Origin of the sequence: Chryseobacterium sp. W4I1 (assembly GCF_030816115.1) — a bacterium.
Lineage (GTDB): Bacteria > Bacteroidota > Bacteroidia > Flavobacteriales > Weeksellaceae > Chryseobacterium.
The window spans coordinates 1387004-1400804 of sequence record NZ_JAUSXQ010000001.1 but is presented as its reverse complement, the minus strand read 5'-3'; the positions used below and the strand labels follow the sequence as shown (position 1 = coordinate 1400804).

The 13801-nt window shown below is 36.2% G+C and carries 14 protein-coding genes; 4 read left to right on the top strand and 10 right to left on the bottom strand.

Going from position 1 to position 13801, the window contains the following annotated elements:
- Positions 1 to 74 precede the first annotated feature (74 nt).
- A complete protein-coding gene (locus QF044_RS06455; RefSeq protein WP_307265092.1) occupies positions 75 to 1190 on the top strand; it encodes a hypothetical protein in 1116 nt (371 codons plus the stop codon).
- A 119-nt stretch (positions 1191 to 1309) separates the two neighbouring features.
- On the top strand, positions 1310 to 2239 hold the full coding sequence (locus QF044_RS06450; protein ID WP_307265090.1) for a hypothetical protein: 930 nt from the start codon (positions 1310 to 1312) through the stop codon (positions 2237 to 2239).
- A gap of 217 nt (positions 2240 to 2456) precedes the next feature.
- Here QF044_RS06450 and QF044_RS06445 read toward each other — a convergent pair whose 3' ends face one another.
- From QF044_RS06445 to QF044_RS06430, 4 genes are all read right to left on the bottom strand, one after another.
- Entirely contained in the window at positions 2457 to 2888 is a 432-nt protein-coding gene (locus tag QF044_RS06445) for a DUF3592 domain-containing protein (RefSeq protein ID WP_307265086.1), read from the bottom strand.
- 175 nt (positions 2889 to 3063) lie between these two features.
- Positions 3064 to 3438 carry a hypothetical protein gene (locus QF044_RS06440; protein ID WP_307265083.1) on the bottom strand — a complete coding sequence of 125 codons (375 nt, stop codon included), beginning with the start codon at positions 3436 to 3438 and terminating at the stop codon, positions 3064 to 3066.
- 59 nt (positions 3439 to 3497) lie between these two features.
- Positions 3498 to 4091, bottom strand: coding sequence for a dihydrofolate reductase family protein (locus tag QF044_RS06435; protein ID WP_307265081.1), 594 nt, complete (start codon positions 4089 to 4091; stop codon positions 3498 to 3500).
- Between the two features lie 41 nt (positions 4092 to 4132).
- Positions 4133 to 5005: an alpha/beta fold hydrolase gene (locus QF044_RS06430; RefSeq protein WP_307265078.1), complete on the bottom strand. Its 873-nt coding sequence runs from the start codon at positions 5003 to 5005 to the stop codon at positions 4133 to 4135.
- A 275-nt stretch (positions 5006 to 5280) separates the two neighbouring features.
- Here QF044_RS06430 and QF044_RS06425 point away from each other — a divergent pair, with 275 nt between their 5' ends.
- Together QF044_RS06425 and QF044_RS06420 are read left to right on the top strand one after the other, a co-directional pair.
- Positions 5281 to 5424 carry a hypothetical protein gene (locus QF044_RS06425; protein WP_180277234.1) on the top strand — a complete coding sequence of 48 codons (144 nt, stop codon included), beginning with the start codon at positions 5281 to 5283 and terminating at the stop codon, positions 5422 to 5424.
- Between the two features lie 461 nt (positions 5425 to 5885).
- Positions 5886 to 7463: a tetratricopeptide repeat protein gene (locus tag QF044_RS06420; protein ID WP_307265072.1), complete on the top strand. Its 1578-nt coding sequence runs from the start codon at positions 5886 to 5888 to the stop codon at positions 7461 to 7463.
- A gap of 108 nt (positions 7464 to 7571) precedes the next feature.
- On the opposite strand, the gene QF044_RS06415 is transcribed toward QF044_RS06420, so the two are convergent.
- The 6 genes from QF044_RS06415 to QF044_RS06390 form a co-directional block, all read right to left on the bottom strand.
- The gene (locus QF044_RS06415; protein WP_307265070.1) at positions 7572 to 8186 is read right to left on the bottom strand and encodes a hypothetical protein; all 615 of its coding nucleotides are present in this window, start codon (positions 8184 to 8186) and stop codon (positions 7572 to 7574) included.
- Positions 8187 to 8224: 38 nt separating this feature from the next.
- Entirely contained in the window at positions 8225 to 8653 is a 429-nt protein-coding gene (locus QF044_RS06410; protein WP_307265066.1) for a hypothetical protein, read from the bottom strand.
- A 36-nt stretch (positions 8654 to 8689) separates the two neighbouring features.
- The gene (locus QF044_RS06405; protein ID WP_307265063.1) at positions 8690 to 9421 is read right to left on the bottom strand and encodes a hypothetical protein; all 732 of its coding nucleotides are present in this window, start codon (positions 9419 to 9421) and stop codon (positions 8690 to 8692) included.
- Between the two features lie 36 nt (positions 9422 to 9457).
- A complete protein-coding gene (locus QF044_RS06400) occupies positions 9458 to 9787 on the bottom strand; it encodes a hypothetical protein (RefSeq protein WP_307265060.1) in 330 nt (109 codons plus the stop codon).
- Between the two features lie 381 nt (positions 9788 to 10168).
- Positions 10169 to 10744, bottom strand: coding sequence for a hypothetical protein (locus QF044_RS06395; RefSeq protein WP_307265059.1), 576 nt, complete (start codon positions 10742 to 10744; stop codon positions 10169 to 10171).
- 112 nt (positions 10745 to 10856) lie between these two features.
- Positions 10857 to 13718 carry a response regulator gene (locus tag QF044_RS06390; protein ID WP_307265057.1) on the bottom strand — a complete coding sequence of 954 codons (2862 nt, stop codon included), beginning with the start codon at positions 13716 to 13718 and terminating at the stop codon, positions 10857 to 10859.
- Between the last annotated feature and the right edge of the window lie 83 nt (positions 13719 to 13801).

Genomic DNA, 13801 nt, shown 5'->3' with positions numbered 1-13801 from the left:
TTAATAAATCGTATAGCATATTGTGAAAATATTATGCTATACATAATTAAAGTAAAATATTAAAATCAGAATAAATGCTTAAAAAAATTACAAAATTAGGACAAATACTAGGGCTGCTCACCTCTTCCCTTGTATTTTCACAAGTGGGAAATGTGGGAATAAACACTCCGAATCCAGGATCTACAATAGATATTAATGGATCTTTGGCAGCCCATTATACCGCTGTAAGTACAACATCTTACAATTTAAATTCATCAGATTTTCATGTTTCTTACAACGGTCCCGCCAATGCGGTATTCAATCTTCCTGCAGCCATTAGTGGAAGTGGAAATTTTAAGGGACGAATGTATACAATCAAGAATAATACAAATTTTACAGTCACGGTAAATTCCGCAGCTCCCGAAACGATTAATGGAAATACAAGTATTACGGTTCCTCCAAATCAAAGTGCACAGGTGATCAATACAGGACTTACAGGCGCCAGTTCTACGTGGGAAGTCTCAATGGGCTCTTCTTCAATTACAGCAAGCAATGGTCTTTCAATCACAGGCACTGATGTTAAATTAGGAGGCACACTTTCCCAGGCAACCAATATTGCTACTGCCGGAAATAATTTAAGCATCAATGGAGCCGGAAAAGTATTGATCGGAACCACTACTGTTCCTGCAGGAGCTGCCAATTCTAAAATTGTTATAGACAATGGGACTACCAATGGCGCATTACAGATCAAAGACGGAACTCAGCAGCTTGGCTATGTACTGACCAGTGATGCTAATGGTTTAGCTACATGGTCATCTACCGTTACCACAGCATTTGCCAACAACTGGACTTCCTATTCGGGAACACTGGTGAATCCTTTTACCGGAACTACAGGTGGAGGAAATCTAGCAACAGGGATTTCGGTACAAATTCCAGCCAAAGGATGGTATTTTTTCCGCAGCGGAATTGCCATAAATTCCGACTGTAATGACTACACTTTCTACATCAACGGAATCGGAGATGTGTGGAAAAGCTACTGTACCTCCAATACGCCTATTTATATGGCCCCAAGAGATCAGAACAGAGTATTATATTTTTCCACTCCGGGAACTTATACGGTTTTAGCTGTTAAAACCAATGGAGTAGTTCCAATCACTTTTAATGCCGGAAATCCAACTTTCTATCTTGATTTTGTGAAATTTCAAAATTAAAAAACTTTAACCATGATTCTAAATACATAAAGCTGAAAAATTGAACTGCTGCAAATCCCCTCACTCCTGCAGCAGTTTAAACCAATAAATTTATTTACCTGCTATTTAATCTTATAAATATGATAAAAAAATTGTTTTTACTGCCGTTGCTGGCAGCTTTAAACTGTAGTCTGATGTATTCTCAAACCGGTAACATAGGTATTGATACCAGCAATCCGGGCAGTAAGCTAACCGTTAACGGTTCATTTGCGGCAACCTACAAAGCCACATCTACAGGTGGTCCTGTTGATGCCAATGATTACTATATAGCCTACACCGGCAACACCAACGGTACTTTAAGTCTTCCTGCTGCTATAACCGGAGCCGGCAATTTTATAGGAAGAACCTATCATTTCAAAAATACCGGTACTGCAACATTGTCTATTGCCGCCAGCGGTACAGAGCTGATTGACAATCAAAGCGGTGCAGGAGTATCTTCTGTCAGTGTACCTCCGGGTTACTACGCATTTTTTATAAGCAAGGGAACAGTGACCAATACCACATGGGAACTTATTTTACTTTCAAGCTCCAACAGTCTGCCCGCAGCAGCATCCACGTATGCTTTTTCCACCATAAGCACCACAACCAGACAGTCTCTCCCGGCTACAGTGAGCGGACCTTATATTAACGGTGAAATTAATTATCCTCAAGGAACGGTCATCAATACAGGAAATGTAATGAATACAGCCAATGGAAGATTTACCGCGTCTACCAGCGGATATTATATGTTTTACGGCTCTACCCAATTTGATAACGGTGCCATTGCGGGAGCTCCCAATTTTTCCTGGGCTGTACTATATCTTGTAAAAAACTTCAGCACCACTCCTAATAATATACTTGTACAATCTTATCAGCCCAGTCCCGGCATATTGGTAGGAACAAATGTTTCGTGCATCACTTATTTAAATGCCGGAGAAACCGTAAGTATGGCTTCAGCAGCAGCCGTGACCAGCGGAACTACTTACCAGGTTGTAGTAAGCTCTTTTTATGGTTATAAAATGGCCAACTAAATTATACAGAAATATAAATCAGTTTCCCTCCTCTATCATTAATGCATGCATGATGAGAAAGAAAGCAATTTGTTCCCAAACAAAGAGAGGGTAACTGTTTTTTATAGTAAGCTGGTTTTTTAGCCAGCTTTTTTATATTCAGTTAGAAGTTGGCAGATTAGCTATCAATTTTTGAAATCTATCAAAGCCAGGTCTGCTGTTTTTACTTTCAACCTCATTATTTTAGCATTCTTTCAGCAATAAAATACCCTCCTCCTATAACCAGCAAAGGCAGTGATAACGATGTCAACACCAAAGTCCATATAAAGATGCGGAAATAGGTATACAGCCTGGCCTCTGAAGGATGGACCGGGTCATAGATAATGGTTTCTGTTTCTCCTATCTTCCAGCTTGGAGGATCCGTTCCTTCCGGCAGTTCATAGGTGCATATCTCACTATCCTTTGTCCGGTAACTGAAAACCGGCGAATATACTTCCCCTTCTTCTGACTGAATAGCTCTTAAGGAGATTACCGTACCCGTCGCCTTCTCAGCTCTTTTCAGGAAAGAAACTGTATTTCTAAAACTAAGAACTGCTAAAAGCAGCAGAACCAGTCCTGTACCAAAGATTATGTAATATTGCCACATAATTTTCTTTTTTATTTTGTCCATATTCCGGAATTCAAATAAATCATAATGACAGACAGTAGTATAAATACGAATATAATATAAATTCAGGGTAATAATTAAGCCGTCATTCATTGATTTCCCCAAAAGTAACAGGTAGACAAAACTATTTAGTTTTTTAAGATTTGTAATTTCCCTGCCTATTACTCTTTCTCCAAAGTTATTCGCTATTGGATTGCTGTAAGTTGAATACCGTACCTGCTGGATCCATAATCCAATGCATATTTTCAGGAAGCTCCTCAATTTCATCACAGGTTTCCACACCACTTGATTGCAGATATTGTGTGGCCTCCTCTACGTTAGGAACCGTAAGCTGTAACCATGTTTCTGAATGGGTGTAGTTATCTACACAATCCAACCATACAATATTGTTCCCGAATTTTACTTCGTGTGTCCTGGAAACTGTCGGATTGGTAATAGCTTTTTCTTCAACCTCCAATTTTAAAATATCCCTGTAAAAGGCAACCGTTTTTTCGTATTTGCTTTTCGGAATTTTTATAGCAATATTGATTCCTGCTTCAAATTTTGTATCCATACTGTATGTTTTGAACATTATTATAAAATAACTGAATCGATGAGTTAAAAAACACCTGACTAAATTTCAATTTCACCGGTCACAATTTCACCAGCACGTTGATAACGAGCTATAATAACTCCTTTTGATGTCACCTGACTCTCCAATAAGGTAAAAGCTGCCGGCACTGCATGATGATCAAACAGCTTTTTTCCTTCACCAAGGATCAACGGGTAAATTTTAAGCCGGAGTTCATCTACAAGATCATGTTTCAATAACAGATGAATAAGCTCACTGCTGCCCCAAACCTGAATATCAGCTCCTTCCGACTGCTTCAGTTTTTGGATGTCATCTAAATTTTTGAGGAAAACCGTATTTTCCCAATCTGTACTTTCCATGGTCTGAGACAGAACATATTTATTACCATCATTGATACCCGGCCAAAATTCAGCATGCTGAGGCCAATAGGAGGAAAAAATATCAAATGTTTTTCTGCCCAAAAGATAATCAGCTGGTTTCATCTCTTCCTGCATGATTTGCCCGAAAAGTTCATCACTGTAAGATACAGTCCAGCCTCCATATTTAAAATTTCCGGATGTATCTTCTTCACGACCGCCAGGTGCCTGCATAACACCATCCATTGTAATCATTGATAAAACAGTTATTTTTCTCATTTTATTCGCTTTATAGTTAAAATTTTACGATGTACACTAATTTATTTTAAAAACCCGTTCAGATACCCGAGAATCGTTGCTGTCTGCATCATCAGGCTAACATGCCCCTGTCCCGGAACAATAGCCAGCTGGGATTTTGGCATGCCTCCCAAATCAGCAGAAGTCCCGCCTCCCAATAATTGATACGTTTTTGACAGTTCAATTTTGTCCAGTCCGTCATTGTCACCGGCTATAATTAAAACAGGTGCAGAAATTTTAGAAATATTGGAATCTCCCAGGTCGAACGGCTGTCCGGCGGCCGCAATCATCTGTTCCAAAAATTTTGTCCATTTTGTTTTATCAGGAGCCACTGCATCATAGGCGGTTTTCATGGGACTGTTCGTAAAAAGCTCTGGTTTCAGTTTTTTAAATGTATTATTTACTTCAGGTAACCATCCACTGGTTTTATAAGTTGCAGAAATGATCACCAGTTTATTCAGTCTTTTTGGACTCTGTATAGCAAACTGATAGGCCACAGCTCCGCCAAAACTATATCCAACTACATCTGCCTTATCAATTTTCAGATGGTCCATTACCCCGGCTACATCACCTGCTAAAGTGGCATGTGCTAATTTCCGTTCTGAAAATTGAGTATGTCCATGTCCTTGTAACTCAATGGCTATTACTTTCCTGTTCTTTGATAGCTCAGGAATCAGTTGCCCCCAATTTGTATCAATTGTCATAAAAGCTCCATGCAATAAAACAATTGGACTGCCTTCGCCATAGACTTCGTAATACACTTTGATGCCATTTACAGGAATATAGCCACTATCAGAAGGCTTTACTTTTTGTCCGTACAATGGTGATGCTGCGAATGTCATAATTACAATCATCAGTAATAACTTAAGATAATCTGATTCGAATAAATTTTTCATGATATTATTTGGATTTGGGTTAATCAAAACTTTTAACCGAAATTACCAAGTAATTATCAAAACGAACTTGCCACAAGACAAGATTTTATCTGGATGAAATCTTTCTTTTTGAATCCCTTTTAAACAGGCATTTTTATCATTTTTTATTACCTTTTTTTATAAAATATGAAGCCAAAAAGGACTAAAGTAGGTGCATCGAAGATGAAATATTTTCAGAATAACTTATCTATATTGCTGAAAAATCATTAATTTCGAATACAACTAAATCTATTCTTATGAAAAATTTAAAAAAAATCAAAAGACAAGAAATGAAAGCAATTAAAGGTGGAATTAATTGCCCAGGTGGTCAAATCTGCTTAATCAACGGAAAATGGCAGTGTATGCCATACGATGGCTGCGGTGGCGGAAACCAACCTTAATTTTAATTTTAACCTAATTACTTTATTATGAAAAATTTCAAGAAAATTTCAAGAGATCAGTTGAAGAATATTAATGGTGGGGCATTGACTTGCTCCCAAGCATGCTGCCCTCCCCCGGGAATCAAAAGATGTCCGTGGGTAATCTGTGTAGCACCATGTGATATACTGAGTTAAATGTTATCTATTCCAGGTAACTAAAAAAGCCTTAGAATCTTTGATTTTAAGGCTTTTTTTCGAGGGAGAAATGACAACCGAGCATATAGCACTGCATTTTGGGAAAGTTTTAAACTTCCTCATCGGGAATTTCATCTGCCTCTGGAAATAAAACCTGTTCACCGGAACATCATTTTTCGCAATAGCGGAATGCTGCATTTTTCTTTAGATTAAATATGATTAATTCTAATAGCTTATGATTTATTAGTCATAAATTAGCATTTACTTTTTTAATGTATATGAACTTTATGAAGAATTTTATTTTCATTATCCTTTGTGCTTTTTTCGGTACAATACATGGCCAGTTAATCAGTCATTCGAAAATTGATAATGAGATAAAAACGGCAAAAGAGATATCTTCAGATCAACCGGCTAAATCCCTGCAGCTTTCGGAAGAAATCTATCGTATTTCTAAAAACGAAGGATACAAAAAAGGAATGCTGGAAAGTGGTAATCTTCTGATGGCTAAATACTATGATTTAGGAAATTTTAAAAAAGTTGTAGAGCTGAGTAAAGCCACAGAGATACTGGCAATTGAGCTTAACGATAATGAAATATTATCAAATACATACAGGCTTAGAGCCTGTTCCTATACAGAACTTGGTTTTAATGATGAGAGTCTTAAAGAATTTCAAAAAGCTTTAAATATTGTTCCGAAAATAAAGTCTGATAACTATAAATATTATCAGGAATCCCTTATATATATTGGCTTGGCCAGTTATTCGGCTCATATTAATGCACCCGTAGATTCTGTAGTTCATTATCAGAGAAAAAGTCTTGAAACCATTAAGAAAGTAAATGACCGCAAGGATTTTAGTAATAAAAAGAATCATTCTCTTATTTTGGCGTATATCAATTTAGGGAAGACAAGTGTTGCAATGCAGAAAGCAAAAGATGCTGAATCTTTTTTTTCAAAGGCATTGGAACTATGTCAAAATAAAACGTATAAATCAAACAAAAACCTTGAAATTGCCACCTTAAATGAATTTGCATGGCTTTATTATGATCAGAAAAGATACAATGAGTCTAAAAGTTACGCTGAAAAGGCAGAGAAATTAGAAAAACAGGCCAGTAGCCCATATATCCGCAGAGACATTTATGAAGTGTACTTTAAATCTTGTGTAGAGCTGGGTGAAAAGGAAATTTCAAAAAAATACATGAACCTCTATACAAAGCTGAATGATAGTCTGGTCAATGCTGAGAAGAAAACTATAAATACTCCGGTAAAACAAATTGTGGAGGCGCAAAGTGAAATTCATAACAACAACATTCAGAAAATATTAATAACAATATCCGCTCTTATTATTATGCTTTCGGTTGCCGGATGGTTTTTCTGGAAGAGAAAACAGCAAGAACTGCACAGTAAATATGAATCAATCATCACCAATCTAAAAGCATCAAATACGACTGCTTCAAATTCGAATATTGCTATAGACCGAAGCATTAACATTACTGATGAGACCATCAAGACGCTGCTGCTAAAATTAGAAAAATTTGAAAAGTCTCAAAAATTCCTTAAAAAAGACCTTAGCCTTACCTCTCTGGCCAATGATCTGAATACCAATACCAGGTATCTTTCAGAAATAATAAAGCAATATAAAGAGAAGAACTACAACAATTACATTAATGAATTAAGGATAAGCTATATCATTAATAAACTCTGTGCAGATCCTATTTACAGAGAATATAAGATAAGTTATTTAGCGGAAGTTTGTGGATTTTCCTCACGGGAAGTGTTTGCTGTTACCTTTAAGAAAGAAACGGGGGTTACACCTTCTTATTTTATTAATAACCTGAGAAAAGATAATGTCATAAAGCATTCCTGATTTTAAACTGCAATAATATCAATTTGTTTGATTCAATCAGGCCTATAAAAGACGCTCCTCCTTTGACGGTTAAAACCAAAAGGAAGAGCTTAAAAATAACAAGTTTTTTTAATTCTTATCCTCTGTCAAAAGCCGGCCGTTTAAATTGATAAAGCTACTGTGAGAAATAATCTCATTGAGCTTGGAATCATAAAACTCCATGTCTAGAATATTATCTTTAAATGTCCTTCTCCCACTGAATACATTGATGTTAAGATAGATTTCTTTGCTTGACAAGGCATCGTATAATTTTTTAGGAAAGCTTAGATTGGTAATCTCAAATTCATTTGATTGATTGATATCTATCTTTTCCATATCATAGACGAGAAGCTTTAGCCCATTAGGACCTAATTCTTTTTTAATATCCTCCGGCAAGGAGTTCTCATCGGAAGCATCGCCATAGAAAAATAAGGAAGCTATTATTGATTCTTTATTTTTTTGCAATGACTTTACAGCCTTATCAGAAAGGTTAACTTCTATCTTGAAATTGGGAATGATCACGCGGTCGCCTACAATTTTAAGACTACCCTCTTTTGACGAAGAAGTCGCCGTTTTATTGGGTTCCTGTGGATGATCTTGCTTATCTGTAACTTGTGTTTTGGGAACTTCTTTTGTTACTTTTTCCTTGCAGCCTGTTGCTATAATTATGGCAAATAAACTGATTAGTAAGAATTTTGATTTCATTTTTAATTTCAATTATAATTTAACCATGAATAACGGAATTACGGAATATATTTGATGAAATCAGCATGCAAAACATCCTCTGTTACATTACTTGATGATGTGGTGGTATTTTTCATCCACTGTCTGTGTTCAGTATTAGATGATGATGTTGAACCAATGATTCTTTGTTCCATATTGTAAAGAATAACAGCATCGGCTCCTTTTTCTTTAGCTTTCTGAACAATTTTATCCTGGATATCCTGATAGCTTGAACCCAGTATCCCCGAAATACCATCCACTTTTCCTATAACCTCATAGTTTTTCTTTACATCATTCGTGTCTAAAAATACATCAATATTTTCAGTAGGGTTATAATTTTTCCCAATGTAATTCACGGTTGGAGCACAACTAACCACTAATATTAAGCCGGCTATCAGTAGTGTATTTTTGTACTGCTTTAAAAATGTAAATTTTTTGTACTTCTCCATTTTATTTTATTTTTTATGTTTATTTATTTTTATGAATTATCTGTACAATATAGCTTCATAAGGAAGAATATTTGAAGATGTTGTTTGCTTGAAAGCGGTATTAGATCCACTCGGGTATAAAATTCCATCGGCTACGGTCTGTCCTTTCTGATCCCTGAACCTTATATAAGCAGTATCACCCTTTACATAGCCATTGACAGATAAAATACCTGTATCCAGCTGATCATTGTTAGACTTGTAATTTGCTGTGCCTTCTATCTTATTTCCGGACTGGGACATATCAAATGAAATAATTCCCTTTGCCGTTATATCTCCTTCATTGGAATAGGATCCTGTATAGCTTTTTTTTGATACACTGGCTGTATTGGAATCTTTTCCTTTCCCGTAAAGATAAGCTGCAGAAGGAAGTATTGAGGAAGTTGTAGTCTGCTTAAAGTATAGTGTTTTTGCATCTTTTAGACTCACCTTACCATCTGCTACCCCATTTCCCCTCTGATCCCTGAACCGGATATAGCCAACATTATCTTTAACGTACCCATTCACTGAGAGCATTCCGCTATCGGAATCATCCACAGTACTTTGGTAATTGGATACTCCTTCTATTTTAGCACCTGTTTGCGAGATTTCCATAGTCATAATTCCTGATGCGGTAACATCACCTTCACTTGAAAATTTTCCTGAAAACAGATTTCCAGTCTGCGCTGTGACCTTGGGCGTAAAAACACTTGATAATAATGCTGCTGTTATTATAAAAACTTTGCTTATCATAATTATTTCTTATAGGTTAAAATGCAATTGATGAAACTATTGCTCTTCTTCGCCTTTCATTTCTGTTTGCCCAGGCTCCGGAACATCATTACTATTGGTTTCATCATTAGATTTCATCTCTGTCTGTCCAGGTTCCGGAATATTGTCATTATTATTTTCGGTATTGGATTTCATTTCCATCTGTCCCGGCTCAGGAATGGCATTGTTGTTTTCAGATCTCGCTTCTGTTGGTCTGGGCTTTTCATTTTGTGTTTGAAAAACGGTTTGTCCGGGTTCAAGAGGAGCATCATAGGTTGCAATAGCACCACATGAATTCAAAAGAATGAGTAACATTGCCAGGAACAATACCTTTAATGAATTTTTCATAAAACTTATATTTTAGATTATATCACCAAATGTAGTATTGTTTGCCTGGAATTGCAGGACTTCTTAGGGAGCAATATGTGATCTTTTCGTAATTTATTACAGCAAATCAACATAATAAGCTGATGCTTTTCAATGATTATTTATTGATGTTTTTAATGACCATTTAGCCGTTCTACAAAATATAGTATCTGATACTATGGGAATTACGATTTTAGTAATTATCAATTTAAAAATGCATCCGGATTTTTTGGAATATATACTTCTATCGAAGTTTCCAATTTCTGTTCATTGAATGATGAAGCTGACGTTTTTGCTTTTTTTGGGAATTTTGCTTGGGAGAATTAATAGATTTAAATGAAGCATAAAGCCTACCCAGAGAAGTTAATCATTATAAAATTTGTCAAAGATAAAATACAATTCAAACAAGATAAAAAACATTACCATCCCTCCATACCAAACTGATCGGCGGGTTTTTAGAAATGCAAATAGGGCACATAATGAAATATGGCTTACCATTCTTATTGCGTATAATGGCATTAGCTTTTCCAGATAAACAGGTCCTTTAATTAAAGTGTCAAAAATATCAATGAAATAAATCACAATGAGCAACAGAAAAAACCATTTCTTTCTTGAAAAAAAGTAATTCTTATAGTTATCATCGTAATCTTTAACATCTGATGGATATAGAAGCTGACATAGCGTAAAGTAGAGGATAATATACATGATGATGAATATATACTCAGTAAACGTCCATATTCTTACATCTCTGAGACCGTATTCCCACCACCAAAAGTGAATCATCAATAGAAATAAATACAGTACCCATAATAAATGAACCCAATAAGGTTTTGTTCTTCCGGGATGTTGGATAAATTTCACAGTACCATTGAGTAAACTGCCTAACCCCAAGCTTAATATAATACTGATTACTGTTTTAATATGATTAAAAAAATCCATGGCATAAATTATAAAAAGAAATAAAGCTTAAAATTTAGAATTTCCCTGTTTTTTAAATATACATTCAGTATACTCAGAAAGAGTGAATCGTATTTAGAACATAAACTTAATATCAGGTGACAATATATTTTTTGAGTACTTCAAGAAGCTCTGCCTGCCGTATAGGTTTGGGAAGAAAGTCATTCATTCCGGCTTCAAGGCACTTTTCTTTTTCACCCAGCACATTTCCAGCTGTAACGCCTATAATAGGTATATGTTCATATCCCGACAGCATTCTAATATTTCGTGTTGCCTCAATACCGCTCATTACCGGCATCTGTACATCCATCATGATAAGGGAAAACTGCTTTTTCCTACATTCTTCCAAAGCCTGCAGCCCATTGACTGCTTCCGTCAGATGTATATTGGGAGCCAGAGACTTCATTATTCTATTATTCAGGACCATATTCACAAGATTATCATCAACCAAAAGGACTTCTAATTCTGAGGCAAATAAATGCGAAGATTTCTCAGACCGATCCTTACTAATTTCTACTGCATTACTTTGGTCTGCCTTTTTTAGGGTTTTGTATAAATCATGTGATTTGATAGGCTTCAACAGTAAATGTACATTTTCTTTTTTCCTAATTGAATTAAGTATGCCCAGTTCTTCAGAAGAAGAAGAAAGTATTATAAATGGAGAAATCTCTTTTCGCTGATTGAACAGCCCTTTTATTTTATCGATGGTTTCCAATCCGGACATAATAGGCATATGATAATCCATCAGGATCACATCGAACCGCTCACCTTTCAACAGGATTTCCAGGGCTTCCATCCCATTAGAAGCCAAGGTGGATTTGATATTTTTATAGGTAAGCATGTGCTCAAGAATGATCCTATTGGTTTCATTATCATCCACCACTAAGGCCGTTTTAATAGTTATTTCATCCTCCTCTCTCAATTGAGGGATCTCGTAAGGAATCTCAATGTCAAAGAAAAATACAGAACCTTTTTCCTTTGCGCTACTCAGCGACAAATGGCTTCCCATATATCCCAGGATATTGTTCGAGATAGTAAGCCCTAGCCCTGTGCCACCATATCGTTTACTGATGGAACTGTTTTCCTGGGTAAAGGCATTAAAAATGTATTTCTGTTTCTCAACAGGGATTCCGATCCCCGTATCTCTTACCGAGAAGCGCAAAGCAATAGTAGTATCATCCATACGCAATTTCTCTACTTTTAGCTCGATCTCTCCCTTTTCTGTGAATTTCACAGCATTTCCCAGAAGATTGATCAAGATCTGTTTTAACCTTGCTTCATCAATAAAAAGTATTTTTGGAAGACCCGGCTCAATATTGAGAAGAAGTTCGATATTTTTTTTCTGGGATTGATAAATAATAACATTTATGACCTGGCTCAGCATATCATAAACATCACTTTTCTCAATCAAAAGCTCCATTTTTCCGGATTCTATTTTGGAGAAATCCAATATATCATTGATAATGCTAAGCAGGTTTTCCCCTGATTCATTGATGTAATTCAGATATTGCATCTGTGTTTCATTCAGTGGTGTCCTGAGGAGAAGATCTGAAAAACCAATAACTCCGTTTAAAGGAGTCCTGATCTCATGACTCATATTGGCCAGAAATTCGGATTTTGCTTTGCTGGCTATATCTGCAGTTTCCTTGGCATTTTTCAATTCTTCATTTATCTTTACAGCATTTGTAATATTCTGTACGGAAATAATGACACCTCCTACTTCATCTTTTGTAAGATACCAAGGTCCGACTTTAAGGTCATAATGCTGAATTTCTTCTTTTCCTTCCACCTTTAGCTTAAAATCACCGTTGATGTACGTTTTTCCCAACAGCGCATTCTCATAGATCTCTTTTCTTTCTTCAGGAATATTAGGTGATATAGTGAAAAGATTATTACCGATAAGATCTACATTATTCATACTAAATTCCTCTCTCCATCTGCTGCTTACAGCAACATAGTTAAGGTCTTTATCAAACATGGCCAGAGGAACAGGAACATCAGTGGCAAAAGACTGCATTATAGCCTCCTTCCGGGTAACCTCCAGAAACATTTTTTTGAAGGCATCAATATCCTGAATGATTCCGAAAACCCTTTTGCAGATTTTACCTTCAAATTCGGGAATACCCTTTACTCTTACCCAGATCGTAACGCCATCATCACGCAAAAGCTGAAGCTCCTCATCAAAAGCAATTCCTTGTTGTATTGCCCTGTTAAAAAGATATTTAATCCTCTCCCCGCTTTTTCCTTTGTAAAATCCAAGGGCATTTTCAAAAGTAGGCTCGAGATTATTTTTTATTTTGTGAATTTCTCTTGTACTTTGAGACCAGAAGAACTTTCCGGTCTTCATATTGACTTCCCAACCTCCCACCTGGGCTACTGAGCTTGTTTCCTCAAGCATTTCCTTAGTGTAAAACAGATCTTTTTCTAACTTGCCACGCCGGATAAGGTCAGATTTTAGTTGTATATAAACAAAAATGGTTACACCAATGGCTGCAAGGGCAGAAAAGATGATGAATAAAACAGTCCACCTGGAAGACTTGTTCAGATCTTCATTTTTTATGGCAAGTTGAACTTCCTCGTGTTTTACAAATTTCTGAACGAGCATGCGGCATCTGTCCATAGTTTCCTTGTTTTGTACAAGTTCCTCGGGACTCATTAATATGCCCTTTTTACGATTCTCAATAAGCAAGACATATCCTTTCATCATCATTTCTGAAGTATGCAGCAGTTCATTTAGGATATGAATCTGATCTTTATCTCTAAGATTAAGTCTATCTTTCTTAGAAACATGCAGCGGATATTCATTCCTGCTTTTATTGAAAGGTTCAAGAAAATTTTCCCGGCCGGTAAGCTGATATCCCCGATTGCCCGTCTCAGCATCTAAAATAGTATTTAAGACATCTTTTACTAAGCTTATAGATTCCTTACTTTTTAAGAAGTCTTCCCTATTCTCCATCTGCTTATGTATACTTATATAAGATGCTATGGAACTAGCAATCAGAAGTATCAAAGAAATTATTACCCCTATCTGAAGATTTC

Coding starts and splice junctions, on each gene's coding strand:
- QF044_RS06430 (WP_307265078.1), bottom strand. CDS start 5,005: ATGAAAAATTTATTCGAATCAGATTATCTTAAGTTATTACTGATGATT.
- QF044_RS06450 (WP_307265090.1), top strand. CDS start 1,310: ATGATAAAAAAATTGTTTTTACTGCCGTTGCTGGCAGCTTTAAACTGT.
- QF044_RS06445 (WP_307265086.1), bottom strand. CDS start 2,888: ATGGACAAAATAAAAAAGAAAATTATGTGGCAATATTACATAATCTTT.
- QF044_RS06455 (WP_307265092.1), top strand. CDS start 75: ATGCTTAAAAAAATTACAAAATTAGGACAAATACTAGGGCTGCTCACC.
- QF044_RS06395 (WP_307265059.1), bottom strand. CDS start 10,744: ATGGATTTTTTTAATCATATTAAAACAGTAATCAGTATTATATTAAGC.
- QF044_RS06425 (WP_180277234.1), top strand. CDS start 5,281: ATGAAAAATTTAAAAAAAATCAAAAGACAAGAAATGAAAGCAATTAAA.
- QF044_RS06435 (WP_307265081.1), bottom strand. CDS start 4,091: ATGAGAAAAATAACTGTTTTATCAATGATTACAATGGATGGTGTTATG.
- QF044_RS06410 (WP_307265066.1), bottom strand. CDS start 8,653: ATGGAGAAGTACAAAAAATTTACATTTTTAAAGCAGTACAAAAATACA.
- QF044_RS06400 (WP_307265060.1), bottom strand. CDS start 9,787: ATGAAAAATTCATTAAAGGTATTGTTCCTGGCAATGTTACTCATTCTT.
- QF044_RS06405 (WP_307265063.1), bottom strand. CDS start 9,421: ATGATAAGCAAAGTTTTTATAATAACAGCAGCATTATTATCAAGTGTT.
- QF044_RS06440 (WP_307265083.1), bottom strand. CDS start 3,438: ATGGATACAAAATTTGAAGCAGGAATCAATATTGCTATAAAAATTCCG.
- QF044_RS06415 (WP_307265070.1), bottom strand. CDS start 8,186: ATGAAATCAAAATTCTTACTAATCAGTTTATTTGCCATAATTATAGCA.
- QF044_RS06390 (WP_307265057.1), bottom strand. CDS start 13,718: ATGGAGAATAGGGAAGACTTCTTAAAAAGTAAGGAATCTATAAGCTTA.
- QF044_RS06420 (WP_307265072.1), top strand. CDS start 5,886: ATGAAGAATTTTATTTTCATTATCCTTTGTGCTTTTTTCGGTACAATA.